This window comes from Promicromonospora sp. NPDC057138 (genome assembly GCF_042670845.1).
In the GTDB taxonomy this organism is placed as follows: Bacteria; Actinomycetota; Actinomycetes; order Actinomycetales; family Cellulomonadaceae; genus Promicromonospora.
Window position 1 is genome coordinate 1 of record NZ_JBHUUX010000083.1, and the last position, 21,546, is coordinate 21,546.

Annotated in this window: 24 protein-coding genes and 3 tRNA genes; 10 read left to right on the forward strand and 17 right to left on the reverse strand. The window is 71.3% G+C overall.

Annotated elements, in window-relative coordinates; genetic code table 11:
- Positions 1-57: 57 nt before the first annotated feature.
- The 9 genes from ACFT2C_RS26390 to ACFT2C_RS26430 all read right to left on the reverse strand — a co-directional run bounded on the left by ACFT2C_RS26390 (position 58) and on the right by ACFT2C_RS26430 (position 5,447).
- On the reverse strand, positions 58-2,307 hold the full coding sequence (locus ACFT2C_RS26390) for an N-acetylmuramoyl-L-alanine amidase (RefSeq protein WP_377210066.1): 2,250 nt from the start codon (positions 2,305-2,307) through the stop codon (positions 58-60).
- 137 nt (positions 2,308-2,444) lie between these two features.
- Positions 2,445-2,867: a MaoC/PaaZ C-terminal domain-containing protein gene (locus ACFT2C_RS26395; RefSeq protein ID WP_377210067.1), complete on the reverse strand. Its 423-nt coding sequence runs from the start codon at positions 2,865-2,867 to the stop codon at positions 2,445-2,447.
- Complete coding sequence (locus tag ACFT2C_RS26400; RefSeq protein ID WP_377210068.1) at positions 2,864-3,349, reverse strand: MaoC family dehydratase N-terminal domain-containing protein; 486 nt, start codon at positions 3,347-3,349, stop codon at positions 2,864-2,866. The genes ACFT2C_RS26395 and ACFT2C_RS26400 overlap by 4 nt, the downstream gene beginning before the upstream one ends.
- 24 nt (positions 3,350-3,373) lie before the next feature.
- The gene (gene rpmG / locus ACFT2C_RS26405; protein WP_013837798.1) at positions 3,374-3,544 is read right to left on the reverse strand and encodes a 50S ribosomal protein L33; all 171 of its coding nucleotides are present in this window, start codon (positions 3,542-3,544) and stop codon (positions 3,374-3,376) included.
- Positions 3,545-3,631: 87 nt separating this feature from the next.
- A tRNA-Met gene (locus ACFT2C_RS26410) sits at positions 3,632-3,705 on the reverse strand.
- A gap of 86 nt (positions 3,706-3,791) precedes the next feature.
- Positions 3,792-3,864 (reverse strand) — tRNA-Thr (locus tag ACFT2C_RS26415).
- Between the two features lie 120 nt (positions 3,865-3,984).
- On the reverse strand, positions 3,985-4,392 hold the full coding sequence (locus ACFT2C_RS26420; protein ID WP_377210069.1) for a hypothetical protein: 408 nt from the start codon (positions 4,390-4,392) through the stop codon (positions 3,985-3,987).
- A gap of 44 nt (positions 4,393-4,436) precedes the next feature.
- Entirely contained in the window at positions 4,437-5,054 is a 618-nt protein-coding gene (locus tag ACFT2C_RS26425) for a hypothetical protein (protein ID WP_377210070.1), read from the reverse strand.
- 311 nt (positions 5,055-5,365) lie between these two features.
- Positions 5,366-5,447: transfer RNA gene (locus ACFT2C_RS26430), tRNA-Tyr, on the reverse strand.
- Between the two features lie 126 nt (positions 5,448-5,573).
- On the opposite strand from ACFT2C_RS26430, the gene rarD reads away from it, so the two are divergent.
- Positions 5,574-6,476 (forward strand): EamA family transporter RarD, encoded by a 903-nt coding sequence (gene rarD / locus ACFT2C_RS26435; protein ID WP_377210071.1) that lies wholly within the window; start codon positions 5,574-5,576, stop codon positions 6,474-6,476.
- 68 nt (positions 6,477-6,544) lie between these two features.
- On the opposite strand, the gene ACFT2C_RS26440 is transcribed toward rarD, so the two are convergent.
- Entirely contained in the window at positions 6,545-8,437 is a 1,893-nt protein-coding gene (locus tag ACFT2C_RS26440; protein ID WP_377210072.1) for an acyltransferase family protein, read from the reverse strand.
- A 113-nt stretch (positions 8,438-8,550) separates the two neighbouring features.
- Here ACFT2C_RS26440 and ACFT2C_RS26445 point away from each other — a divergent pair, with 113 nt between their 5' ends.
- Genes ACFT2C_RS26445 through ACFT2C_RS26455 form a run of 3 tightly spaced genes read left to right on the forward strand, consistent with a single transcriptional unit; the run spans position 8,551 to position 11,177 of the window.
- Complete coding sequence (locus tag ACFT2C_RS26445) at positions 8,551-9,231, forward strand: response regulator (RefSeq protein ID WP_377210073.1); 681 nt, start codon at positions 8,551-8,553, stop codon at positions 9,229-9,231.
- 13 nt (positions 9,232-9,244) lie between these two features.
- Entirely contained in the window at positions 9,245-10,693 is a 1,449-nt protein-coding gene (locus ACFT2C_RS26450) for an ATP-binding protein (RefSeq protein ID WP_377210074.1), read from the forward strand.
- On the forward strand, positions 10,680-11,177 hold the full coding sequence (locus ACFT2C_RS26455; RefSeq protein ID WP_377210075.1) for a hypothetical protein: 498 nt from the start codon (positions 10,680-10,682) through the stop codon (positions 11,175-11,177). The genes ACFT2C_RS26450 and ACFT2C_RS26455 overlap by 14 nt, the downstream gene beginning before the upstream one ends.
- Positions 11,178-11,195: 18 nt before the next feature.
- Here ACFT2C_RS26455 and ACFT2C_RS26460 read toward each other — a convergent pair whose 3' ends face one another.
- Positions 11,196-11,714, reverse strand: coding sequence for a carboxymuconolactone decarboxylase family protein (locus ACFT2C_RS26460; RefSeq protein ID WP_377210076.1), 519 nt, complete (start codon positions 11,712-11,714; stop codon positions 11,196-11,198).
- 96 nt (positions 11,715-11,810) lie between these two features.
- On the opposite strand from ACFT2C_RS26460, the gene ACFT2C_RS26465 reads away from it, so the two are divergent.
- Together ACFT2C_RS26465 and ACFT2C_RS26470 are read left to right on the forward strand one after the other, a co-directional pair.
- A complete protein-coding gene (locus ACFT2C_RS26465; RefSeq protein WP_377210077.1) occupies positions 11,811-12,752 on the forward strand; it encodes a sigma-70 family RNA polymerase sigma factor in 942 nt (313 codons plus the stop codon).
- A 53-nt stretch (positions 12,753-12,805) separates the two neighbouring features.
- On the forward strand, positions 12,806-13,663 hold the full coding sequence (locus ACFT2C_RS26470) for a carbohydrate kinase family protein (protein WP_377210078.1): 858 nt from the start codon (positions 12,806-12,808) through the stop codon (positions 13,661-13,663).
- A 131-nt stretch (positions 13,664-13,794) separates the two neighbouring features.
- On the opposite strand, the gene ACFT2C_RS26475 is transcribed toward ACFT2C_RS26470, so the two are convergent.
- Positions 13,795-15,285 (reverse strand): AbfB domain-containing protein, encoded by a 1,491-nt coding sequence (locus ACFT2C_RS26475; RefSeq protein WP_377210079.1) that lies wholly within the window; start codon positions 15,283-15,285, stop codon positions 13,795-13,797.
- A gap of 215 nt (positions 15,286-15,500) precedes the next feature.
- Between ACFT2C_RS26475 and ACFT2C_RS26480 the strand changes: the two genes are divergently transcribed.
- From ACFT2C_RS26480 to ACFT2C_RS26490, 3 genes are read left to right on the forward strand one after another with little or no spacing between them, the layout of a single operon-like run.
- Positions 15,501-15,959, forward strand: a complete 459-nt coding sequence (locus ACFT2C_RS26480) for an SRPBCC domain-containing protein (RefSeq protein WP_377210080.1) — start codon at positions 15,501-15,503, stop codon at positions 15,957-15,959.
- A gap of 44 nt (positions 15,960-16,003) precedes the next feature.
- On the forward strand, positions 16,004-16,465 hold the full coding sequence (locus ACFT2C_RS26485) for an SRPBCC domain-containing protein (protein WP_377210081.1): 462 nt from the start codon (positions 16,004-16,006) through the stop codon (positions 16,463-16,465).
- Complete coding sequence (locus tag ACFT2C_RS26490; RefSeq protein WP_377210082.1) at positions 16,462-16,848, forward strand: ArsR/SmtB family transcription factor; 387 nt, start codon at positions 16,462-16,464, stop codon at positions 16,846-16,848. Before ACFT2C_RS26485 ends, ACFT2C_RS26490 begins: the two co-directional genes overlap by 4 nt.
- A 7-nt stretch (positions 16,849-16,855) precedes the next feature.
- Here the strand turns inward: ACFT2C_RS26490 and ACFT2C_RS26495 are convergent, their stop codons facing one another.
- The 5 genes from ACFT2C_RS26495 to ACFT2C_RS26515 form a co-directional block, all read right to left on the reverse strand.
- Positions 16,856-17,737, reverse strand: a complete 882-nt coding sequence (locus tag ACFT2C_RS26495) for an HAD family hydrolase (RefSeq protein ID WP_377210083.1) — start codon at positions 17,735-17,737, stop codon at positions 16,856-16,858.
- Complete coding sequence (locus tag ACFT2C_RS26500; RefSeq protein ID WP_377210084.1) at positions 17,734-18,156, reverse strand: type II toxin-antitoxin system VapC family toxin; 423 nt, start codon at positions 18,154-18,156, stop codon at positions 17,734-17,736. The genes ACFT2C_RS26495 and ACFT2C_RS26500 overlap by 4 nt, the downstream gene beginning before the upstream one ends.
- On the reverse strand, positions 18,153-18,392 hold the full coding sequence (locus tag ACFT2C_RS26505) for a type II toxin-antitoxin system Phd/YefM family antitoxin (protein ID WP_377210085.1): 240 nt from the start codon (positions 18,390-18,392) through the stop codon (positions 18,153-18,155). Before ACFT2C_RS26505 ends, ACFT2C_RS26500 begins: the two co-directional genes overlap by 4 nt.
- 108 nt (positions 18,393-18,500) lie before the next feature.
- On the reverse strand, positions 18,501-19,244 hold the full coding sequence (locus ACFT2C_RS26510; protein ID WP_377210086.1) for a sulfite exporter TauE/SafE family protein: 744 nt from the start codon (positions 19,242-19,244) through the stop codon (positions 18,501-18,503).
- A 4-nt stretch (positions 19,245-19,248) separates the two neighbouring features.
- Complete coding sequence (locus ACFT2C_RS26515; RefSeq protein ID WP_377210087.1) at positions 19,249-19,869, reverse strand: TetR/AcrR family transcriptional regulator; 621 nt, start codon at positions 19,867-19,869, stop codon at positions 19,249-19,251.
- Positions 19,870-19,967: 98 nt separating this feature from the next.
- Between ACFT2C_RS26515 and ACFT2C_RS26520 the strand changes: the two genes are divergently transcribed.
- Positions 19,968-21,470 (forward strand): MFS transporter, encoded by a 1,503-nt coding sequence (locus tag ACFT2C_RS26520; protein ID WP_377210088.1) that lies wholly within the window; start codon positions 19,968-19,970, stop codon positions 21,468-21,470.
- Positions 21,471-21,546 lie beyond the last annotated feature (76 nt).

A 21,546-nucleotide genomic window follows, 5' to 3' on the forward strand; every position in this document is an offset into this window, starting at 1 on the left:
CGAGTCTCCCTGGCGATAACCAGGGAGACTCGGACAGGCGCTCTACTTCGCGAATCCCTACTTCGCGGTCACGCTGTCGGAGGTGTAGGTCGCCGGCGTGTAGCCCTCCGCCGAGACCGTCACCTCCACCGTGAGCTTCGCGCCGCGGTCGTTGCCCGTCACCAGGTAGCGAGGGCCGATCGCCCAGGGCAGCGGCTCGCCGTCCCGCTGCCACCGGTAGGTGACGGCGACGTCGCCCGGGAGGTAGGTCCCGGCGTCGGCGGTCAGAATCTTGCCCGGCCGGGCCTTGCCCTCGATGGCCGGCCCCGAGACGTCGGCCACGACGGGGTCGTGCAGCTCCACGTCGGCCGCCTTGACGAACACGTGCCGGTGCGCCAGCCACAGCTGGTGGTACACGTCGTCGCCGCGCACGACCGTGCGGTCGCCCGGTCCCGAGCCGTCGAACGTGGCGGCCCGGTAGTAGTCGGAGGCCACGTTGTCGTCGGCCACCGCATAGGTCTGGTCCACCCCGACCTTGTACTCGATCGGCGTGACCGCCTGCACCGGGACGCCCGGGTACTCCTCGTAGGCCGCCGCCTCCGGGTAGGCCCTGCCGAAGACCGGCGCCGGGGCGTCGCCCGCGACCGTGACGGTCTTCGCCGTCGCCGGCACCACCACCGGCCGGTCGGCCGGGTTGTGCAGCCACGCGAGCGACCCGGCCCACCACACGCCCAGCCAGTCGCCCTGGACCTGGTCCACGACCAGCTTGTGCCCGGACTGCACGCGCGCGCTCACGTCGCTCGCGTAGGTCGTGCCGGCCGAGCCGTCGGGCTTCCAGCCCGGGTCCTTCGCCAGCGGCGCGTCCTCGGACGGCGACTGGTACAGGTACCGGAAGTTCGTCCCGGCGCCCGCGACGCACGCGCCCGATCCCGGCGACGCCTGCTCGCAGCCCGTGACGGGGTTGACGTTGTCGGCGTACCCGGTGCGCACCTCGACGACGTCGCCCGGCGCGACGTTCGTCGTCGTCTCCAGGTCGCCGCCGATGGGGGCGCCCAGCAGCTCGAAGTAGTGGTCCCAGTCCCAGTACGGGCCCGGGTCCCAGTGCACGTTCTTGGTGTACCCGGGCAGGATGCCCGGCACCTGGTCGTGCCCGATGATGTGCGCCCGGTCGAGCGGGATGTCGTGCTCCGCCGCGAGGTACCGCACGAGCTCCGCCGACGACTGGTACATCGCCTCGGTGAACCAGGCGCCCGAGCCGGCCCAGCCCTCGTGCTCCACGCCGATCGAGTGCATGTTCATGAACCAGTTGCCCGCGTGCCAGCCGACATCGGCCGGGTCGAGGTGGTTCGCCACGTGCCCGTCCTCGGACCGCAGCGTGTAGTTCCACGCCAGGTAGGTCGGGTCCTGCACCAGGTTGACCGAGGGCTGGTAGGCGGTCTCGGTGTCGTGGATCAGGATGTAGTCGAGCGACGGCCCGCCCTCGCCGGTGCGGTCGGCCTGATCGTGGTTGCCGTAGTCATCGGTGTTGTCCGGGAGGTCCGCGGAGGCCTTCTCGTAGGGGGCAGGCAGCCATTCACAGCCAAGGTCCTCGGGGCAGTCCGCCTCGGGGTCGCTGGTGCCCGCGGTCCGCGGCACGACGACGTCGCGGTTGCCCGTGAGGATGACCGCGCCGTCGGCCGGGGTGGTCGTCCCCGCGCCGTCGCGCAGCGTGGTGAACACGCGCGTCGCGAAGCCCTCGGTGTCGCTCATCCGCGACACGGCGTCCTCCCACGCGGTCAGGCTGTCGGACGTCGCCGCGGCCGGCTCCGCGTCGACCGCGCCGTCGCGCACGGCCTGGGCCTGGTACGACGCGAGCAGGGCCGCTCCGCCGCACACGTTGGCCTGCGCATCGGACCTCAGGGTGGCCTGGTCGAGGCCGGTGAGCGTCGCCGCGCGGGCGAGCTCCGGGGTGGCCTCGCGTGCCGGGCCGTCCTTGTCGTTGATCGCCGACAGGGGCAGGCCGGCGCCGTGCGCGTGGCCGAGCCCGGTACCGCCCGCGAGGTTGAACACCCCGTAGCCGCCGTCGGCGCTGGCCTGGCCGGCGTGCTGGTCCCAGCGGGACTCCATGTAGGACACGGCCTTGAGCAGGTGTGCCGGTACGCCGGTGACCTCGGCAGCGGCCGTGAACGACTCGTCGAGCGAGCCGGCGGCGAGCACGGGGGCGCAGGCGACCGTGCCGCCGTCGGGCGCCATCGCAGTGGGTGCGGCGGCTGCCGCCGAGAGAGGGATGAGTGGAAAGAGCAACCCGGCCGCTGCGGCCAGGGCGGTGATGCGTCGTCGGGACGTCACGCAGAAGTTCCTCTCGTCAAAATGCACATTTCGGACACGAATCAATCAGATCCGATCCGCCTACGCAAGAGAAGTGCTACGGGTGAAAATCCGAAATCTGGCCGAACGTCATCCGCACGAACGCCATCCGAACGAACTCAAAGTCGGACGAGCACCTGGGTTCGGCCCAGGACCTTGCCGCCGTCGACCGTGACGGCGAGGTCCACGCGGACCGTGCCGGCCTCGGCGTCGATCACGCCGACCGTGCCGGTGACGTCGATCGACGCGGTGCCCGGGTTCGGCACCTCGACGGGCTTGGTGAACCGCGTCTGGTAGTCGACGACGGCGCCCGGGTCGCCCGCCCAGTCCGCGACCAGTCCGACGACGGTGCCCATGGTGAGCATCCCGTGTGCGATGACGCCGGGCAGGCCCGCGCCCTCGGCGACCTTGTCGTTCCAGTGGATCGGGTTGAAGTCGCCGCTGGCGCCCGCGTAGCGGACGAGGTTCGCGCGGTCGAAGGTGACCGTGCGCGTGCCGATCACGTCGCCGACGGCGAGGGTCGCGATGTCGGGGCGGCTCATGCGTCCGCACCTCGGATCGCGAGCGAGGACGTGACGGTGGCGACGGGCTCGCCCGGGACGTCGGCGTCCGCGACCGGCTCCTCGATGCCCGTGGGCAGCGCGAAGATCTCGCAGCGGGTGGTCACCATGCTGATGGCCCCGCGGGAGACGATCCGGTCCACGTGCAGCACCGTCGTCAGCTCGTCGCCGGCGACGATCGGGCGGTGGTGCGTGAAGCGCTCGTCCGCGTGGACCACACGCGAGAAGTCGATGTCGGCCGCGGGGTCGCTGATGTACTGCGACTCGGCCCGCTGCGCCACGACGACGGCGAACGTGGGCGGGGCGACCAGGTCCGGATAGCCAGCACCCCGCGCTGCCACGAGATCGTGGTGCGCGGGGTGCGTGGCACCGACGGCACTGGCGAACTCGCGGATCTTCTCGCGGCCTACGGAGTAGGGGGCGTTGGCCGGGTAGACCCGGCCCTCGAAATCAGCGTTCGCCACGTCGGTGTGAGCTAGCTACGAGGCTCAGCGAGTCTCGCGGTGCGACGTGTGCTTGCCGCAGCGCGGGCAGAACTTCGCCAGCTCCAGGCGGTCAGGGTCGTTACGACGGTTCTTCTTCGTGATGTAGTTCCGCTCCTTGCAGTCCACGCACGCCAGCGTGATCTTCGGGCGGACATCCGCGCTCTTGCTTGCCATGGCTCTCACCTCCGCGCCTCGAGAGGGAGGCGCCATGTGTCTTCTCGTCGTCCGGCAAGGGACGCCGAACGGATGTACTTGCTTCGGTAGCGAGGGCGGGGCTCGAACCCGCGACCTCACGATTATGAGTCGTGCGCTCTGACCAGCTGAGCTACCCCGCCGCGCGTGACTGAACGCGAGGCCGTCCGCCGTTGCTCCCCTCCGGCGAACCGGCGAGGCGGGTGGACGACCCCGCGTCAAATCACAGAGCCCCGAAAGGGAATCGAACCCTTGACCTTCTCCTTACCATGGAGACGCTCTGCCGACTGAGCTATCGGGGCGGCGAGGAAGACTCTACATGGCCTCCGGCCTGGCGTGAAATCGAATCGGGTGTGAGTTGTGCCGCGTCTCCGGCGAGTTCCGGAGCGGACGGCCCGCGTAACCCGAGGAACGAGAACGGGTCAACCCAGGAAGTCCTGGATCTCCTCGATCGCGCGACGAAGGACCGCACTCTGCGGCCCTTCCTCATGCGCCAGCGCAGCAGTCCACTCGACAAACGAGGCAAGGAGCTTCGTCACTGCTTCTGGGCCACCTGGGTTCTCGAACGACGCCTGCACCCCGACGTCGTCGAGCACGAGTGACATCAGAACCTGGGACTCCTTGTGGTCCCCCACGAAGGCCCACAGATCGCGAGGGCCCGGGTACAGCAGCTCCTCAGGTTCCCCCGGACGAAGCTCGACCTGGAGCCACACGTCGACCGATTCGCTCTGGCCGAGCACGAGCCAACGCAGAAAATGCTGCCCGTCGGTACGGAGGAGTATCTCCGTCGGGCGGCCGTTCCAGAGGTCGAGCACCAGGCCTCCGTCCATGCGACCACTCCAGGCATCGTGGACGCGACCATCGTTGATGACACTCACGCCGCACCTTCCCCGTACAGATCGAAGGCCTTCTCGAGCTCGGTCCTCTCGTCATCGTTCCACGGGCCCTCAACACGGGGAACGCGCACCGAGACGTGATCCGGGTTGCTCGGGTTCGGGGTGTGAAGCACATCGAACTTCAGGTCGCGCAGGTGCCCGACGGTCGTGTAGCGGACACGGTCACGAGGGTCCGGAGTCCACTTCTTGCGAACCAGGATGGCCGCCTCCGCCGCGGTGATCCGGCCACGGATCATCGACGCCTCCGTCTCGTCGTTCTTCGGCCCACGGAAGACCGTCGGGCCGGTCGCCGCGCAGCCATAGTGGGTCAGCTCCTCGTCGTCGAGCAGCTGAACTGGCTCTTGGGCGATCGACCGCTGGTCAATCGCCACGGTTCCCCCGATACGCCCCACCCATGAATCGAGGCTAGACCGGAGTCGCTGACCACGCCCGGCAGGGCTCTGTGCCGGGTTCGACCAGGTTGGGCGAAGGCGTTGGGCCAGTCTCCGCGACCATGACCGACTGCTATCGGCGGGTCGAGGCATGCGGCCGCGCAGGCTGGCGTCGAGCCGCAGGCTGGCGTCGGTGTGGCCGGTGCCGACCCGCACGATGACCATGGCCGCGCGTGCCGAGCCGAGAGAAGCACGTCGCTCAGGGCCCGGATCGACACGCGACCTGCGGTTCGCCCCGGGACGCGGTTCAGCGCCGAGCCGCACCAGCCGGCCGCCGCGGGGAAGGTCCGCTTCCGGAACACCATCACGCATGCTTATCGGCCCGGAACCAGGCCCAGGCGTGTTCTGGAAGCGGACAGCCAGGCCCGCCCTGGCCCCACAGCCCCGACGAGCAGAGAGCCCGGCCGATGGCCGGGCCCTCAGATATAAACGATGACGCGAGACATCTCTCAACGATGTCTCGCGTCATCACGCGGTGGCGGGTGAGGGATTCGAACCCCCGTAGGCTGTGCCAGCTGATTTACAGTCAGCCCCCTTTGGCCGCTCGGGTAACCCGCCGCGAACGGACCCAACCATAGCCCCCACCGGGCCCTCGCGAGAAATCGAAATGGCGCCCCCGCCTGGTGACGAGCCCCACAGGCCACACCAGGCTTCGCGCCGCCGCGCGAGACCTATCGTGACGCCGTGACACAACACCAGGATCGCTGGGGCCTGCCCCTCGGCATCGGCGCCTACCTGCTCTGGGGCGGGATGCCGCTGTTCTTCCCGCTGCTGCAGCCTGCGGGTGCCGTGGAGGTCGTGGCCCACCGCATCGTGTGGAGCCTCCTGTTCTGCCTGATCGCCCTCGCCGCGCTGCGCCAGCTCGGCGAGTTCCGCGACGCTCTGCGCTCGCCCCGCGTCCTGGGCACCCTCGCCGTGGCGGCGGTCCTGATCGTTGTCAACTGGATCGTGTACGTGTACGCCGTCCTCAGCGACCAGGTGCTTGACGCCGCCCTCGGCTACTTCATCAACCCCGTCATCACGGTGCTGCTCGGCGTGCTGATCCTGCGCGAGCGGCTCCGGCCCGTGCAATGGATCGCCATCGCGTTCGGCGTAGCAGCGGTGGTCGTGCTGTCCACCGGGCTCGGCGGCCTGCCCTGGATCTCGCTGTGTCTCGCGCTCTCGTTCGGTCTGTACGGGCTCGTGAAGAATCGCGTGGGCCGCGATGTCCCGGCGCTGCCGGGCCTGACGGTCGAGACGGCGATCGCCACCCCGTTCGCCCTCGCCTACATCGTCTGGCTCGGTGGGTCGGGGACGTTCACCGGGCACGGCGCGGGACACTCGCTGCTGCTCATGTCGACAGGCGTGATCACCGCACTGCCCCTGCTCATGTTCAGCGCCGCGGCGCGCCGTCTGCCCCTCTCCGTGATCGGCATGCTGCAGTACCTCGCGCCCGCCATCCAGTTCCTGGTGGGGCTGCTCGTGTTCGGGGAGCAGATGCCGGCCGCGCGCTGGGCCGGGTTCTTCCTGGTGTGGATGGCGCTCGCGCTGCTCACCGCCGACGGGATCCGCCAGGCGCGGAGGGTGCCCCGGCCCGGGCTGGCCTGACGTCGGTCAAGCTTGCCGAGGAGTCTCGACAAGCCCGACCGACGAGGGACAGCTCGACCGACGACGGATCAGCAGCCCTTGAAGCGGTCATCTCCCGCCCAGCCGGCGTCGACCCACTCCTCCGGGGCGGCGGGGACGAACCCCGAATACCGCCGCGCCAGCTCGTCCAGCAGCCAGCCCGTGAAGCGGGCCGCGCCCTGCTGGCAGGTGTGGATGCCGTCGGCGCTGCGGTCCGAGTTGCCGTCGCGCTCGCGCTGGTAGGTGTCACCCCACACGGCTGTGCTGTCGAGGAAGACCGCCTGCCCGCCCGAGCCGGCGGCGACGTCCCGGGCGACCTCGTCGGTGCGGTCGAGCTCGTCCATGTGCGGCGCGTAGAACTCGTCCGGCCGGATCGGCGGGAAGGGAACGATGACCAGCTCGGCGCCGACGTCAGCCGCGGTGCGCACCAGCCGTTCGTAGCCCGCGCGCTGCTCCTGCTCGGTGCCCCAGTCGTAGGTGGTGATCTGGTAGACGATCACGTCCGGCTCGGCGCTGGCGATGACGGCGGGCAGCTCCGCCCAGGTCGACTCGGCGAGCGGCCCGACCACTCCCCCGCCGCCGTCCGACGCCATGGACTCGAGGGTGAGGCCGCTGGCCGTCATCGCCGCGTCCAGCGGTAGCGCCTCCCCCACGGCGATGGAGTCGCCCATGAGCAGGACCGTCGACAGCTCGGCCCCGGCGCCGGATCCCGGCAGCGACCCGCCGGAGGTCACGGCGCCGGCGTCGACGTCGGCCACGGCCGGCCTGGGAACGACCACCCAGAACAGGGCGAGCGCCGTCATCGTCGCGACGAACGCGACCAGGCCGGACCGGCCCCGCGCCCAGCCGGCCCGGAACCGCACCGGGTTCTCGACGAGGGCCGTGGACAGGGCCGCGAGCGCTATCGACACCGCGCAGATGATCGCGGTGCGGGGCCACCCGGTCAGGCCGAGCCGCTCCTCGGACAGCAGCAGGTAGACCGGCCAGTGCCACAGGTACAGGCTGTAGGACACCAGGCCGAGCGCGCGCAGCGGACGAAGGCTCAACGCGCGGGCGACCATGCTGCCCGGCGCCTGGACGCAGAGCACGACCACCAGCGCGGCGATCAGCGAGTGGGCGAACAGCCCGCCCTGGAACAGCCAGGGCGACGCTTCGCCGTCGGCCACCCACCACAGGGCGGCCAGCGCGGCAACCAGCAGCACGAGGACGGCGCCCGCGCCCCGGCCGGCGAGCCGCTCCAGCGCCCGCCGCGCCGGGCCGGTGGCAACGAGCGCGCCGAGCATCAGCGAGAAAGCCCGGGTGTCGGTGCCCGTGTAGACGCGGGTCGTGTCGGCCGGGTCGACCAGCAGCAGCATGAGCGCCAGCGAGGCGAGGGACACGAGGATCGCGATCCAGGCCACCCACGACTCCGTCTGCCGCGCCCGGTCGGCCTGCTCGGCCCGGCCGGCCCGCACCGCCCGGCGGGCGACCAGCAGCACCACCACGGGCCAGACCAGGTAGAACTGCTCCTCGACGGCGATGCTCCACAGGTGCCCGAAGACCCGTCCGGCGCCGAACCCTTCCCAGTAGCCCGCGGACTCGCCGAGCAGGTGCCAGTTGACGAGGTTCGCCTGCACCCACGGGCCGTCCGACAGCGCGGACCGCCACAGGTCGGCGTCGCCCAGCGCCCAGGTCAGCAGGGTGACGGCGACCAGCAAGGCCGCCAGCGCGGGCAGCAGGCGGCGGGCCCGCCGCCCCCAGAACGCCGTCAGCGACACCGTGCCGCTGACCCGGACCTCCCGCAGCAGCAGGTCGGTGATCAGATAGCCGGACAGCGCGAAGAACAGGTCGACGCCGAGGAACCCGCCGCCGAGATGACCCGCGTGGAACAGCAGCACCCCGAGGATCGCGACCCCGCGCAGTCCGTCCAGCGCGGGCAGATGGTCCGTTCGTGTTCGGTTCATGCGTCCCACGCTCCGGGCGCCGCGTCCCGGTCCCGTCGTCGGAATGTCGCAGCCGTGTCGCAGAGCTCGCGGCGACGTGGCTGGGGCCCGTGGCGTCCTCGATACTGGGGGCCATGTCCCGCATCCTGTTGATCGAGGACGACCACTCGGTCCGGATCAGCCTCGCCAAGGCGCTCGGCAGGTACGGGCACGACGTCGCCGCCGCCGCGACCGGTGAGGACGGCCTCCAGCTGTACCGGGAGCGCGCGGCGGAGCTCGTCGTCCTCGACCTGATGCTGCCAGGGATGGACGGCTTCGAGGTGTGCCGCCGGATCCGCGCCGCCGGGACCGTCCCGATCGTCATGCTCACCGCCCGCGGCGACGACATCGACGTCGTGAGCGGCCTGGAGGCCGGCGCCGACGACTACGTCGTCAAGCCCGTCGAGCCCCGCGTCATCGACGCCCGGATCCGGGCGGTGCTGCGGCGAGCCGCCCCGGACCGGGTCGGGCCGGCCACGGCGTCCTACGGCGACCTGGTGATCGACCGTGCCGCCCTGACGGTCACGCGCGCGGGACAGGCGGTGGCGACGACGCCGACGGAGCTGCGGCTGCTGCTGGAGCTCTCCGGCTCGCCGGGGCAGGTGCTGAGCCGGCAGCAGCTCCTGGAGTCCGTGTGGGAGCACAGCTATCTCGGCGACTCGCGGCTGGTGGACAACGGTGTGCAGCGCCTGCGCGCCAAGATCGAGGACGATCCCGCCGCCCCCGTGTTCATCCAGACCGTCCGGGGCTTCGGCTACCGGTTCGGCCCGGTGTAGGGGTCCGGACGGCATGCGATCCGAGGACGCGACCCGACGGCGGAGGAGCTGGTGGCCGAGGAGCCTGCGCGCGCGGGTGATCCTGGCGTTCGTGGCGGTGGCGATGGTGGCCGCGACCGCGGCGTCCGCCGCCGGGTACGTCGCCGCGCGGGCGTCGCTCGTCGACGAGACGCAGCGGCGCGCCGTCGACTCCGTCCGCGACCAGATCACCCGGCTGGCGCCCGAGGTGGAGTACCCGCCCGACCAGCAGGCCCTGGACCGGCTGCGTATCTCGCTCGGCCCGGACTCGATGGTCACGTTCGAGGACCTGACCGCGGCGTCGGGCGGCGCGCTGGGCCTGATCAGCGACGAGCTGCGGGCCGACGCCGCGGCGGGCGGCCGGTTCGCCGTGCAGCGCGTCGTCGACGACTCGGGCCCGAAGCTGGTGATGGCTGCCCCGATCCTGCTCACGGGCGTGGACGGCAGGCAGCGCGGCTCCGGCATCGAGGTCTACGTGGTGCAGGACCTGGCCCCGACCCAGGCCCAGCTCGACCAGTGGACCCGCATAGTGGTGCTGACCATCGCGGGCGCCCTGCCGCTGGCCGTCGTCCTCGCGCTCCTGGTCTCCCGCAGCGTGCTGCGGCCGATCCAGCGGCTCGCGCACAGCGCCGACCAGCTCGCGGCGGGAAACCTCGGCGTCCGCCTCACGCCGTCCGGCCGGGACGAGCTCGCCGACCTGGCGTCCACGTTCAACGACACGGCCGCCGCGCTGGAGCGGTCGGTCGGCGAGCTGCGCGACCAGGAGGCGGAGGCCCGGCGTTTCGTCGCGGACGTCTCCCACGAGCTGCGGACGCCGATCATGGCGCTGACCTCGATCATGGAGATGCTGGAGGCCGATGCGCGCGGCCGGTCGCCGGAGGAGTTGGAGCTGGCGACCATGGCCGTCGACCGGACCCGGAAGCTGTCCCGGCTGGCCGAAGACCTGCTGGAGCTCTCCCGGCTCGATGCGGGCGCCGTCGAGCTCCGGCTGGAGCACGTGGACGTCGCCCACGTCGTCGCCGACACCATCCGCACGCGGGGCTGGGGCGACGCCGTCGACGTCGTCCCGACGGGCCCGGTGCCCGCCCGGGTCGACGTGCGCAGGCTCGACATCTCCGTCGCCAACCTCGTGGGCAACGCCCTGCGGCACGGGAGCCCGCCCGTCGTGGTCGAGGTGCGGACGGAGGCGGACGACGTGCTCGTCGTCGTGACCGATCACGGCCCCGGACTGCCCGAGGGCGTGGACGCCGACCGTCTCTTCAGCCGCTTCTATAAGGCCGACTCGTCCCGGACGAGGTCGGACGGGAGCGGGCTCGGCCTGGCGATCACGCTGGTGAACGCCCGGCTGCACGGCGGCGACGTCGTCGCGCGCAACAGTGCGGGCGCGGGCGCGCGGTTCGAGCTCCGCCTGCCCCGCCGGGAGGAGAAAGATGCGCAGGCGTAGGTCCGTCCGCGCCGCCGCGGCGGCCCTCGTCCTGGCCGCCGCGGCGCTGACGAGCGGCTGCGGCGTCGGGCCGAGCGGCGTCGAGGACGGCGGCGAGGCACCCACCGGACTGGCGGGTGGCCCCACCCTCTACTTCGTCGACGCCGCGGGGCGGCTCCGGCCCGACACACGGGACACCGGCCGCCTGGGAACCGTGCTCGGGGCGGTCCAGCTGCTCATGGCCGACGCCGACCCCACGGCCGAAGGCCTGCACAGCGAGGTCCCGGCGACCTCCACCCGAACCGTGGTGGAGGACGCCGGGGAGTACGTGACGATCTACCTGCCGGTGCGCGGCGCCGAGATCAGCGCCGTCGGGGTGGATCAGATCATCTGCACCGCCACCGCCGTGATCGCCGCGTCGGGCCGCGACGTCGCCGACGTGGCGATCTCGGTCCGGCCGACCCACGGCGCGGTGGTCACCCGCCCGTGCCCGGTCATCGGCTGACGACCGGGCGCCAGGGGCTCACCAGGTGCCCGGCACCTGGCGGGTCGTCACGTTGAGGCGGTTATACAGGTTGGTGACCCCGACGTGCAGCACCAGCGCGGCGAGCGCCTGCTCGTCGTAGTGCTCGGCCGCACGCTCCCAGACGGCGTCCGGCACCGGGTCGGAGCTGTCCGCGAGCCGGGTGATCGACTCCGTGAGCTCGAGCGCCGCGCACTCGGCCTCGGAGAGGTAGGGCGACTCACGCCAGGCGGCGACCGACGCGAGGCGGTCCTCCGACTCGCCGGCCTTGCGGGCCTGGCGCATCCCGTACTCGATGCACCAGCCGCAGCCGTTGATCTGGCTGGCCCGCAGGTGCACGAGCTCCAGCGTGCTCGCGGGAACACCCTGCCCGTGGACCATCTGCCCCAGCCCGGCCAGCGCCTTCACGCCGCCGGGCACGACCATCGCCGGGTTCTTCATCCGGGGCTGCATGGTCCGCAGGTGCGGGGTGGTGGATGCCTGAGGAGCAAACTCGTGGGTGGTGGTCTCGGTGGTCATGGCGGTCCTCTCGTCGTGGCCGGATATCCGGCCAGTCACATCGGCGCCCTGCGCGCCGTCACACCCTTGACGCCCACGAGAACGAGGATGTGACAGATGACCCCCGACGAGCTCGCCTCAGCCTTCGAGCAGCACCGCCCCCGCCTGCGGGCGGTGGCCTACCGGATGCTCGGCAACCCCGACGACGCCGACGACGCGCTGCAGGAAACCTGGCTGCGCCTGAACCGCACGGGCGACGAGGGCATCGACAGCCTCGCCGCCTGGCTGACGACGGTCACCGGCCGGATCTGCCTGGACATGCTCCGGTCCCGGTCGACCCGCCGCGAGGACCCGCTGCCGACCGGCCTGCCGGACGACACCGCGCCGGAGATCCTGGACGAGCACTCCCCCGATCCGGCGCGGCAGGCCGAGCTGGCCGACATCGTCGGGCTGGCCATGCAGGTGGTGCTGGAGAGCCTCGACCCCGCTGAGCGCCTGGCGTTCGTGCTGCACGACCTGTTCGCCGTCCCCTACGAGCAGATCGCGCCGGTGCTGGGGCGCTCGGTCGCCGCGGCGCGCCAGCTCGCGAGCCGCGGACGGCGGCGGGTGCAGTCCGGCGCGGCGGCGAAGGACGCAGCGCGGCCCGACGGCGGAGCCCGGTCCACCGCCGCGGCCCGCACCGACCGGGAGGTCGTCGAGGCGTTCCTCACGGCGTCCCGCACGGGTGACCTCGCGGGCCTGCTGGCCGTCCTCGCGCCGGAGGTCGTGCTGCGCGCCGACCAGTCCGCCGTCGACACGGCGGCGGCGTCCGCCGACCGGGGCGCTCCCCTGCTGGCGCGCGAGGTGCGCGGCGCCGCGGCCGTGGCGGAAGCGTTCCAGGGCAGGGCGGGAGGCGCCGTGCCTGCGCTGGTCGGCGGCTCCGTCGGGTTCGCCTGGGCGCCGGGCGGCGAACCGCGCGCCGTGTTCGCCGTGGTGGTGCACGACGGGCACATCGCCGCCGTCGACCTGGTGAGCGACCCGGCCGCCGTCGCCGCGCTGCACGTGGAGCTGCTCGGCTGAGCGAAGCTCTCCGGCGAGGACGGGGAGGCGGTGACCAATGGCAGGGTGGGCGCATGGACACTCCTCGCACCCTGGTGGCCGGGCCCGCGACGTGGAACACGATGGTCCGGCTCGACCGGCTCCCCGAGCCCCGCCCGCAGACCGTCTTCGCGCGCGGTTCCGTCCGGACGCTCGGCGGCACGAGCGCCGGCAAGGTGCTGCACCTCGCCGATCTCGGCGTGCCCGTCACGCTCGCCGCCGACGTCGGGACCGACCCCGAGGGCGACCTGATCCTGGCGGCGCTCCGGCGCGCCCGGGGCGTCGAGGTGCTCGCCCGCCGCGTCACCGGGCCGTCGGAGCAGCACCTGAACCTCATGACCGACGCGGGCGAACGCCTGTCGATCTACCTCGCGGTCCCCGGCTCGTCGCCCGCGCCCGACGCCGCGGCGGTCGCCCGCCTGGCCACGGCCGAGCACGTGGTGCTGGACCTGAGCGCCGTCGGGCAGAGCCTGTTGCCGGCCGCCGTCGCGAGCGGCGCGACGCTCTGGACCGACCTGCACGACTACGACGGCGTCGCCGAGTTCCACCGGCCGTTCGCCGACGCGTGCTCGTACGTGTTCCTCAACGACGACGGCACCGACGACCACCGTGCGCTCATGACGTCGCTGCTGGAGCGGGGCGCGAGCACCGTGGTGTGCACGCTGGGCGCCAGCGGGGCCGTGGCTCGTACCGCCGAAGGCTGGTTCGAGTGCCCAGCGGAGCCCGCGGAGGTGGTCGACACCAACGGTGCGGGCGACGCGTTCTTCGCCGGCTTCTTCGCGGCACACCTCGACGGCGCGGACACCGCCGAGTGCCTCCGCGCGGGTGCCCGCCAGGCGACGCGCGCCCTGGGTAGCCGGCACCTGAGCCCGCTCCTGGACGGGAGTGCCTAGCAGAGCCCGGTTTCGGCGACCGCCAGGTGCGCCGGCAGGTGCGCCGGCAGGTGCGCCGGCAGACGGCCCGACCGCGGTGGCGCGCCTCCGTACGGGAGGCGTGCCACCGCCGTCGGGCTGCTGGGGCCGGGTCAGCCCACCGTGCGGAAGGTCGCGTCCGCCCGGCCGGTCGCGTCGGTGATCGGGTCGAGCCGGAGCTCGTAGCCCCAGTGCCTGATGTACCGGTCGGGGTAGTTGTACGACTGGTACGACGTCCACGAGGACGAGGCCAGGCCGGCGACGGCTTTGAAGCTGGCGTCGGACCGGAAGGTCGACGTGCCGTCGTACCGTGCGAGCACGAAGTCGAAGTTGTCGTGTCGCAGGTAGTGATCGGGGAAGTTCACGGACTGGAACGAGACCGTTCCCGTGCCGGCCAGGCCCGGGACGATCCGCCACTGCCCGTCCTGGGCGGGCGACACGTTCGGGTCGATGCGCGCGTCGTAGTTGGCGTGGCGCACGTACCGGTCCTGGTAGTTGTAGGACTGGATCCGGCTGACCGCCGTGCTGCCCCAGCGGGCGACGACCCTGCTCCGCTCGGCCGCGGTGATCTGCATGATCGACCCGTGCCGCTTCAGCGTGCCGCCCAGATTGTAGGGGCTCACCGTCTGGAAGTTCTGGGTGCTGCCGAGGTTGGACGAGCGGATCGGCATGTATCCGCCGCCGGTGGCGAACTGGTCGAGCCAGAGCGTCCAGGAGGTGCCGTCGTTGGACGGCATCCACATGGGGCCCTCGACGACGTTGCCGCCGCCGGTGCCGTTGGTGATGCCCATGTGGGACAGATTCCCGATCGTGGTCCACGTGCCGAGGATCGAGTTGCTCGCCTCGATCGTGATCTGGCCGTCGGCGGAGGCGCGGTAGTAGCGGAAGCCGCCGACGCTCGTCGGCGACTCGACGATCTGGGTGTCGATGATGCCCTGCCCGCCCGGGCGATCGATGTAGAGCTGCGCGGGGGTGAACGTGCGGAAGTCGCTGGTGCGGGAGTAGTAGATGCGGTGCTTGGTGACGCCGTTGAGGGGAGCGTTCGTGGCCCAGTAGACGACGTAGTCACCGGTGGCGGGGTCGTAGATCGCCTCGGGTGCCCACGCGTCGCCCGCGCCCGGGATGCTGCCGGCGACATCGACGAGGCGGGGCTCGGACCAGTCCACCAGGTTGGTGGACTCCCAGACGACGAGCGACTTGCTGCCGCGCTCGGAGGCGTCGGGCCATGACGTACCGCTCGCGATGCGCAGGTCGGTCGCGATGATCCAGTACTTGTCGCCCTGCGGGGAGCGGACGATCGCAGGGTCACGGACCCCGCGGGTGCCGACGGTCGACACAACCACGGGGTCGCCGTTGTTGAGGTCCGTCCAGTTCAGCCCGTCCGTGCTGTGGGCAAGGAAGATCTGCTCGCCGCCCGTGAACTCAGCGCTGAAGTGGGCCATCAGGTAGCCGGTGAACGGGTCGAGGGCGGCCGCGCGCTGGGCGGTCGCGACCCAGGTCCCCATCAGCAGGGCCAGGGCGGCGAGCATCGCGACGGTGGTCGTCATCGTGCGCCGTGGGAGTGTGACGGCTCTCACGTGGGCGTTACTTCGAGTGCTGCTCATGGTTCTCTCCTTCGAGGACCTCGCTGAAGACGGGCGCCTGCGCCCGGCGTCGTGCACGAACGCCCTGATGTTAGCGCTCACAACGGGCCGCCGGAAGATGCTTCCCGGACACAGCTCCACCCCCCACGCGCAACTAAGGGTTGCGCATTTTGGTCCACCCGTGAGACAGTCATGTGCAACCAAAGGTTGCACTACAGAACACTGGAGGAACTGAGATGGTTGACATCCTGCACCGCGTCGGCGCCGTGGCACCGCTGGAGAAGGTCTACGAGGCGGTTGCGACGCCCGAGGGCGTCGCCGGCTGGTGGACGAAGGACACGACCGGCGAAGGGACGCTCGGCGGCACGCTGACGACGACCTTCCACGACGGCGCCGGGGAGCTGCTCGGCTCCTTCGAGCTCGAGGTCGCGGAGCTCGACCCGGCGGGGACGGTGGACTGGCTGGTCACCGACGGGCCCGAGGAGTGGATCGGCACGCACATCCGCTTCGACCTCAAGGAGGAGGACGGGTTCACGATCGTGCTGTTCAGCCACACCGGCTGGAAGGAGCCGGTCGAGTTCATGAACCACTGCAGCACCAAGTGGGCCATCTTCCTGATGAGCCTCAAGGGGTTCGTCGAGACCGGCACCGGCGAGCCCTCGCCGCACGACGTCCAGATCAGCAACTGGCACTGATTCCGTGGTCTGCTAGCAGCCGACATGACGAAAGGAAGTCCGTGATGGAGTACGGCACGATCGAGCGAGAGATCTACATCGAGGCCGCGCCCGAGGTCGTCTTCGACGTGGTGAGCAACCCCGAGCACGTACGAGAGTGGTGGTCCGACGAGGCGGAGTACGGCCCCCAGCCAGGGGATCCGGGCTGGATCAGCTTCGGGGACGTCACCCAGGACGGCAAGAAGGTTCAGCTCACCGTCGCCGACGCCATGCCGTACACGCACTTCTCGTTCCGCTGGACCCACGAGGACGGCGAGGTGGCCGGCACGGGAAACTCCAACCTCGTCGTCTTCGAGCTGGTGCCCTCGAACGGCGGCACCCTCCTGCGGTTCACCGAGAGCGGCTTCCGCGAGCGCGGCTGGGACGAGGCGAAGGTGGCCGCCGAGCACGCCGACCACAGCACCGGCTGGGACTACTTCCTGCCGAGGCTGAGCGCGTACGCCGCGACCGTGGGTGCGGGCACATGAGCGTGGCGGTGGACGACGACCTGTGGTCGGCGATCGGGGACCCCACCCGGCGGCGGATGCTCGACCTGCTGCTGAGCGACGGCCGCGGGACGGCGACGAGCCTGAGCGAGCAGCTGCCCGTGACCCGGCAGGCGGTGGCGAAGCACCTCGGCGTGCTCGACCGGGCCGGTCTGGTGCAGGGCACCACGGCTGGCCGGGAGAAGCTGTACCGCGTCGACCAGGCGCAGCTCGCCCGCGCCGTCGGGCAGCTCATGGAGGTCGGCTCGACCTGGGACGCCCGCCTCGGACGCATCCGCCGGATCGCCGAGCGCATCCAGCGCGCGGCCGGCGGTGCGGACGGCCCAGGAGCCGGCTCGGCGGCAGGCGGTAAGCCGTCCCGCTGAGTCGCGCTCAGCGGCGTGGCCGGAGGGCTCCGTCCAGCACGGTCGCCAGCTCCTCGGCCACGCCGTCGGCGTCATGATGCCCGACGACGGCGTCCGCCCCCGCCAGCACGTCGGCGTGGGCGTTCGCGACGGCGATGCCCCGGCCCGCCCAGGTGAGCATCGGCAGGTCGTTGGGCATGTCGCCGAAGGCCCAGACGTCGGCCGCGTCGACGCCGAGCCGCGCGCACCAGCGCGCCAGGGCTGCGGCCTTGTCCACGCCGGGCGGCATGAGCTCGGCCAGTCCGACGGCGCCCGAGTACGCCAGGTGCGCGCGCTCCCCTATGGCGGCGCGCACCGCGGCGAAGAACTTCTCCTGCGCGAGCCGGATCTCCTCCGGCGGGTCCAGGAGGATGCCCGGCGGCGGGATGCGCGCGGGATCGAGCGCGAGGATCTTGGACACGGGGCCGCGAGCGCCTGCCGTGCCGAGGGTGTCCTCGACCGGCACGGCCCAGAGGCCGGGGTCCAGCGCGGGCTCCCGGTTCGGGTAGTGCGGGTCGAACGCGACGCCGTCGGGCCGCTCGAAGGCGAGCGCGGCGTGCGGCAGCGCGGCCCGGATGCCGGCCACGACGCCGCGGACGGCGTCGTCGTCGAACCCGCAGGTGTCGAGCGTCTCGCCGGAGGCGAGGTCGAGGACGCATGCCCCGCCGATGCAGATGACGCGGCCGTGTCCGCCGACGGTGTCGGCGAGGTGCGTGAGCCAGCGCGGCGGGCGGGCGGTCACGAAGACCACCTCGACGCCGGCCGCGTCCAGGTCCGCGAGCACCTGGCGGGTGCGGTCGGAGACCTTGCCGTCGCTGCGCAGCAGCGTGCCGTCGAGGTCGGTGGCGACCACCCGGGGCGGTCGGGTCACCGCCGATCCCATGGGTTGACGAACGGAACGCCCATGGGCTCAAAGTCCGCCACGTTGCGTGTCACAAGAGTCAGACCGTATGCCTGAGCGGTCGCCGCGATGAGAGCGTCGTGAGCCGGCCGACGATCAGGCACGTGAAGCCGGGCAGCGGCATCAGCCACCGCTTGGTCGACGTCCAGCACCCGCCCCGAGTAGCCGGGCAGCACACTCTTCTCCAGCCAGGAATCCAGGATCTCAGCCTGCTGGGGATCGCGTCGTCGCTTCGACTCGATACCAGCACGCAGCTCCAGCACGGTGATGACCGAGAGCGAGGTATCTGACGGCGACAGATCTCCGGCCCAGTCGTTGAACTGCTCCGAGCGCCGTTCGGCTGGCTTCCGGAGCTCGGACACGATGTTGGTGTCCAGAAGAAACTTCACCAGTCGATCTCCCGCGTCGAGCCCTCAGGACGCACCGGTTCGAACTCGATCTCTTCAGGCATCACGAACGCATCCGCCAGGCTGACGTCTGTGCCCGTGAGTCGCTGGTAGTCCGCGAACGTGAGTAGTACATGCGACGGCCGACCGTGGTCGGTGATGACAACCGGACCGCGGGCGGCGGCACGCTTGACCGCGCTCACATCGTGATTCAGCTCGCGAGACGTAACGATACTCATCCCGACCACCTCCAATGTAGGTACGTGCCTACATTACGCTGCGGACACCTCCAGCGCCACAGCCGCTGTGGGATGACAAGGAATCTCGACCACCGTCGACATCAAGGGTCAGCCGATCGCCAGGGCGGCCACCGACACCAGAGCAGAGGTGACGAGCAGAACGAGCACCACGCGCTCGTACCTCGCACTGCCGAAGGCGTGGAACGCGCGCGACCCGACTACCTGGCCCAGCACCGCCGCGACCACCAGGGGCAACCAGCGCTCGTACGTCTCCCACATGCCAGCGATCACCAGCGCCGCGACGCTCAGCGGGAGGCGCACGAGCGATACGGTGACGAGCGTGTCCCGCATCGCATGCGGCGTCAGGCCCCGGTGGACGAGGTAGTAGACGCTCGGCGGACCGCCGAGCGAGGTCGAAGTGCTCAGCGCACCCGAGAAGAACCCGGCGGGCCCAGCCCAGGCCGGCCGCACGACGGCGCCGCGCTCGCGCGAGCGCAACCTCAGCAGCACCGCACCGATGACCACGCACGCGACGAAGATCTGCAGGCCGACGGCCGGCAACAAGGCCAGCAGCCAGGTGCCGACCAGCATCCCCGGTACGGACCAGCCGGCCAGGGCCCACACCTCACGGGCGACGGGCCGCGGCATGCTGCGCCGCATCGCGAGGATCGCGACGTCGCAGACCGTCCCGGTGATGATGATCGTCGACACCGCTTCCGCGCCGCCGATGGTCGCGGTCAGCAACGGGGCGCTCAGCAGCGCATACCCGAACCCGGAGAGCGACTGCAGAGCAGCACTCACGAAGATCAGGCCGAACAGCGCACCGACGAGGACCGCGCCATCGAGCTGCACCGGCTCAGGCGGCACGCAGTCCGGCGGCGGGCAGGATGATCTTGTCGATGGTGGAGACCAGGAACTCGCGGTCCACGGGCTTGCCCAGCATGAGCACGCTGTACGCGACCATCGCGGGGCCGATCATGCACAGCCGCTCGACGTCGGCGTCCGCCGGGATCTCACCGCGCTCGATCGCGCGCCGGAAGAATATGCGGTTGATGGAGGCGCGCGGCTCGACGAGCGCGTTCTGCGCCGCGGCGGCGAGCTCGGGGCTGCGGGCGATCATGGACGCGATCCCGGCCATCACCTTGAGCTTGCGCTCGGCCTCGCGCATGGTCGGCGGCTTGACCATCGCGACGAGGTCCCCGCGGAGCGTCCCCGTGTCCGGCAGGGCATCGAGGTCGATCCCCTTCGACTTCATGCAGACGACGGCGTCGAGCACGAGGTCGGCCTTGGACGGCCACCTGCGGTACAGCGTCGCCTTTCCCGCCTTGGCGCGCGTGGCGACCATGTCGACGGTCATCCCGTCGTAGCCGGTCTCCGCCAGGACGTCGAGCGCGACTTCCAGGATCTCGGGATCGCGGGTGTGGTCCCTCTTGCGGCCGAGGCGTGGTTTCACCTCGGCGTACTCCGTCTGCGTCATCGCAGCCGCCTCCTCTCTGTCCGGTTCGACCTTACCTTCAGGTTAATTATTGAACCAGCCATATCCGGAACTCCCAAGTTCCGTATATGGTGGCGTCCATGTCCGATACCTCAACACCCGCGACCGACAACCGTCGCTGGATCACGCTCGTCGTGGTCGGGCTCGCACAGCTCATGGTCGTGCTCGACGCAACAGTCGTGAACATCGCCCTCCCCTCGGCCCAGGCCGACCTCGGCTTCTCGGTCGGCGAGCGCCAGTGGGTCATCACGGCCTACTCCCTCGCCTTCGCCAGCCTGCTCCTGCTCGGCGGACGCCTCTCCGACCTCATCGGCCGCAAGCGCACGTTCGTCGTCGGCCTCATCGGCTTCGCCGTCGCCTCGGCCCTGGGCGGCGCGGCCGGCACGTTCGAGCTGCTCGTCGCGGCCCGCGCGCTCCAGGGCATGTTCGGCGCCCTGCTCGCTCCGACGGCGCTCGCCGTGCTGACCACCACCTTCACCATCCCGAAGGAGCGCGCCCGCGCCTTCGGTGTCTTCGGCGCGATCGCCGGTGCCGGTGGCGCCGTCGGGCTGCTCCTCGGCGGAGTCCTGACGGAGTCCCTCGACTGGCGCTGGAACCTCTACATCAACGTCGTCATCGCCGCCATCGCCCTGGTGGGGGCATCCGTCTTCATCCCGCGCATCACGCGGACCGGCCCCCGGCCGAAGCTCGACGTCCCGGGCACGCTGCTCGTCTCCGGCGCGCTCTTCGGTCTCGTGTTCGGCTTCTCGAACGCCGAGACCGGCGGCTGGGACGATCCCCTGACCTGGGGCATGCTGGCCGGCGCCGCCGTCCTGCTGATCGCGTTCGTCGCCTGGCAGCGGCGGGCCACGCACCCGCTCCTTCCGCTGTCGATAGTCGTCGACCGGAACCGCGGCGCCGCGTACCTCTCGGTGCTGATCGCCGGCGCGGGGATGTTCGGCATCTTCCTCTTCGTGACCTACTACCTGCAGCTCACGCTCGAGTACTCACCGATCCAGACGGGCCTCGCGTTCCTGCCCATGATCGCGATGCTCGTGCTCGCCGCGCAGCTCGGGACCAACCTGTTCGTGCCCCGGTTCGGCCCCAAGCTCATGGTGCCGATCGGCATGACGCTGGGCGCGATCGGCATGATCGACCTCACGTTCCTGGACGCCTCGAGCACGTACGTCCCGAACGTCCTGGCGCCGCTGATGGTCATCGGCTTCGCGATGGGGACGATCATGCCCGCCTCGATGCAGACCGCCACGCTCGGCGTCGACCGGCAGTTCGCCGGCGTCGCGTCGGCGATGGTGAACACGAGCCAGCAGGTGGGCGGCTCGATCGGTACGGCGCTGCTCAACACGCTTGCCGCCACGGCCGCGGCCGACTACCTCGCGGCCCACGCACCCGTGACCCAGGAGGTCGGTGTGCAGGCGGCGATCCACAGCTACTCGACCGCCTACTGGTGGGGCGCCGGGTTCTTCGCCCTGGGTGCCCTGCTGTCGGCCGTGCTGTTCCGCCGCCGCGGGGACGGCCTCTCGCTCGCCCAGCCCCGCCCGGCTGCTGATGCCGAGATCGCCGCAGAACCGGTGAGCGTCGGCTGAGCCGCGGTTCCGCCGGGCCCCTCCTCGAGGAACGCGGGTGAGGGACAGCAGGGGGCGGCCGCCGGTTCATCCGGCG

Excerpts from the sequence above, each read along its gene's own strand:
- ACFT2C_RS26395 (WP_377210067.1), bottom strand. The coding sequence starts at position 2,867 with ATGAGCCGCCCCGACATCGCGACCCTCGCCGTCGGCGACGTGATCGGC.
- rpmG (WP_013837798.1), bottom strand. The coding sequence starts at position 3,544 with ATGGCAAGCAAGAGCGCGGATGTCCGCCCGAAGATCACGCTGGCGTGC.
- ACFT2C_RS26420 (WP_377210069.1), bottom strand. The coding sequence starts at position 4,392 with ATGGACGGAGGCCTGGTGCTCGACCTCTGGAACGGCCGCCCGACGGAG.
- ACFT2C_RS26425 (WP_377210070.1), bottom strand. The coding sequence starts at position 5,054 with ATGGTCATCGTGCGGGTCGGCACCGGCCACACCGACGCCAGCCTGCGG.
- ACFT2C_RS26440 (WP_377210072.1), bottom strand. The coding sequence starts at position 8,437 with ATGAACCGAACACGAACGGACCATCTGCCCGCGCTGGACGGACTGCGC.
- ACFT2C_RS26445 (WP_377210073.1), top strand. The coding sequence starts at position 8,551 with ATGTCCCGCATCCTGTTGATCGAGGACGACCACTCGGTCCGGATCAGC.
- ACFT2C_RS26450 (WP_377210074.1), top strand. The coding sequence starts at position 9,245 with ATGCGATCCGAGGACGCGACCCGACGGCGGAGGAGCTGGTGGCCGAGG.
- ACFT2C_RS26455 (WP_377210075.1), top strand. The coding sequence starts at position 10,680 with ATGCGCAGGCGTAGGTCCGTCCGCGCCGCCGCGGCGGCCCTCGTCCTG.
- ACFT2C_RS26460 (WP_377210076.1), bottom strand. The coding sequence starts at position 11,714 with ATGACCACCGAGACCACCACCCACGAGTTTGCTCCTCAGGCATCCACC.
- ACFT2C_RS26465 (WP_377210077.1), top strand. The coding sequence starts at position 11,811 with ATGACCCCCGACGAGCTCGCCTCAGCCTTCGAGCAGCACCGCCCCCGC.
- ACFT2C_RS26470 (WP_377210078.1), top strand. The coding sequence starts at position 12,806 with ATGGACACTCCTCGCACCCTGGTGGCCGGGCCCGCGACGTGGAACACG.
- ACFT2C_RS26475 (WP_377210079.1), bottom strand. The coding sequence starts at position 15,285 with ATGAGCAGCACTCGAAGTAACGCCCACGTGAGAGCCGTCACACTCCCA.
- ACFT2C_RS26480 (WP_377210080.1), top strand. The coding sequence starts at position 15,501 with ATGGTTGACATCCTGCACCGCGTCGGCGCCGTGGCACCGCTGGAGAAG.
- ACFT2C_RS26485 (WP_377210081.1), top strand. The coding sequence starts at position 16,004 with ATGGAGTACGGCACGATCGAGCGAGAGATCTACATCGAGGCCGCGCCC.
- ACFT2C_RS26490 (WP_377210082.1), top strand. The coding sequence starts at position 16,462 with ATGAGCGTGGCGGTGGACGACGACCTGTGGTCGGCGATCGGGGACCCC.
- ACFT2C_RS26505 (WP_377210085.1), bottom strand. The coding sequence starts at position 18,392 with ATGAGTATCGTTACGTCTCGCGAGCTGAATCACGATGTGAGCGCGGTC.
- ACFT2C_RS26515 (WP_377210087.1), bottom strand. The coding sequence starts at position 19,869 with ATGACGCAGACGGAGTACGCCGAGGTGAAACCACGCCTCGGCCGCAAG.
- ACFT2C_RS26520 (WP_377210088.1), top strand. The coding sequence starts at position 19,968 with ATGTCCGATACCTCAACACCCGCGACCGACAACCGTCGCTGGATCACG.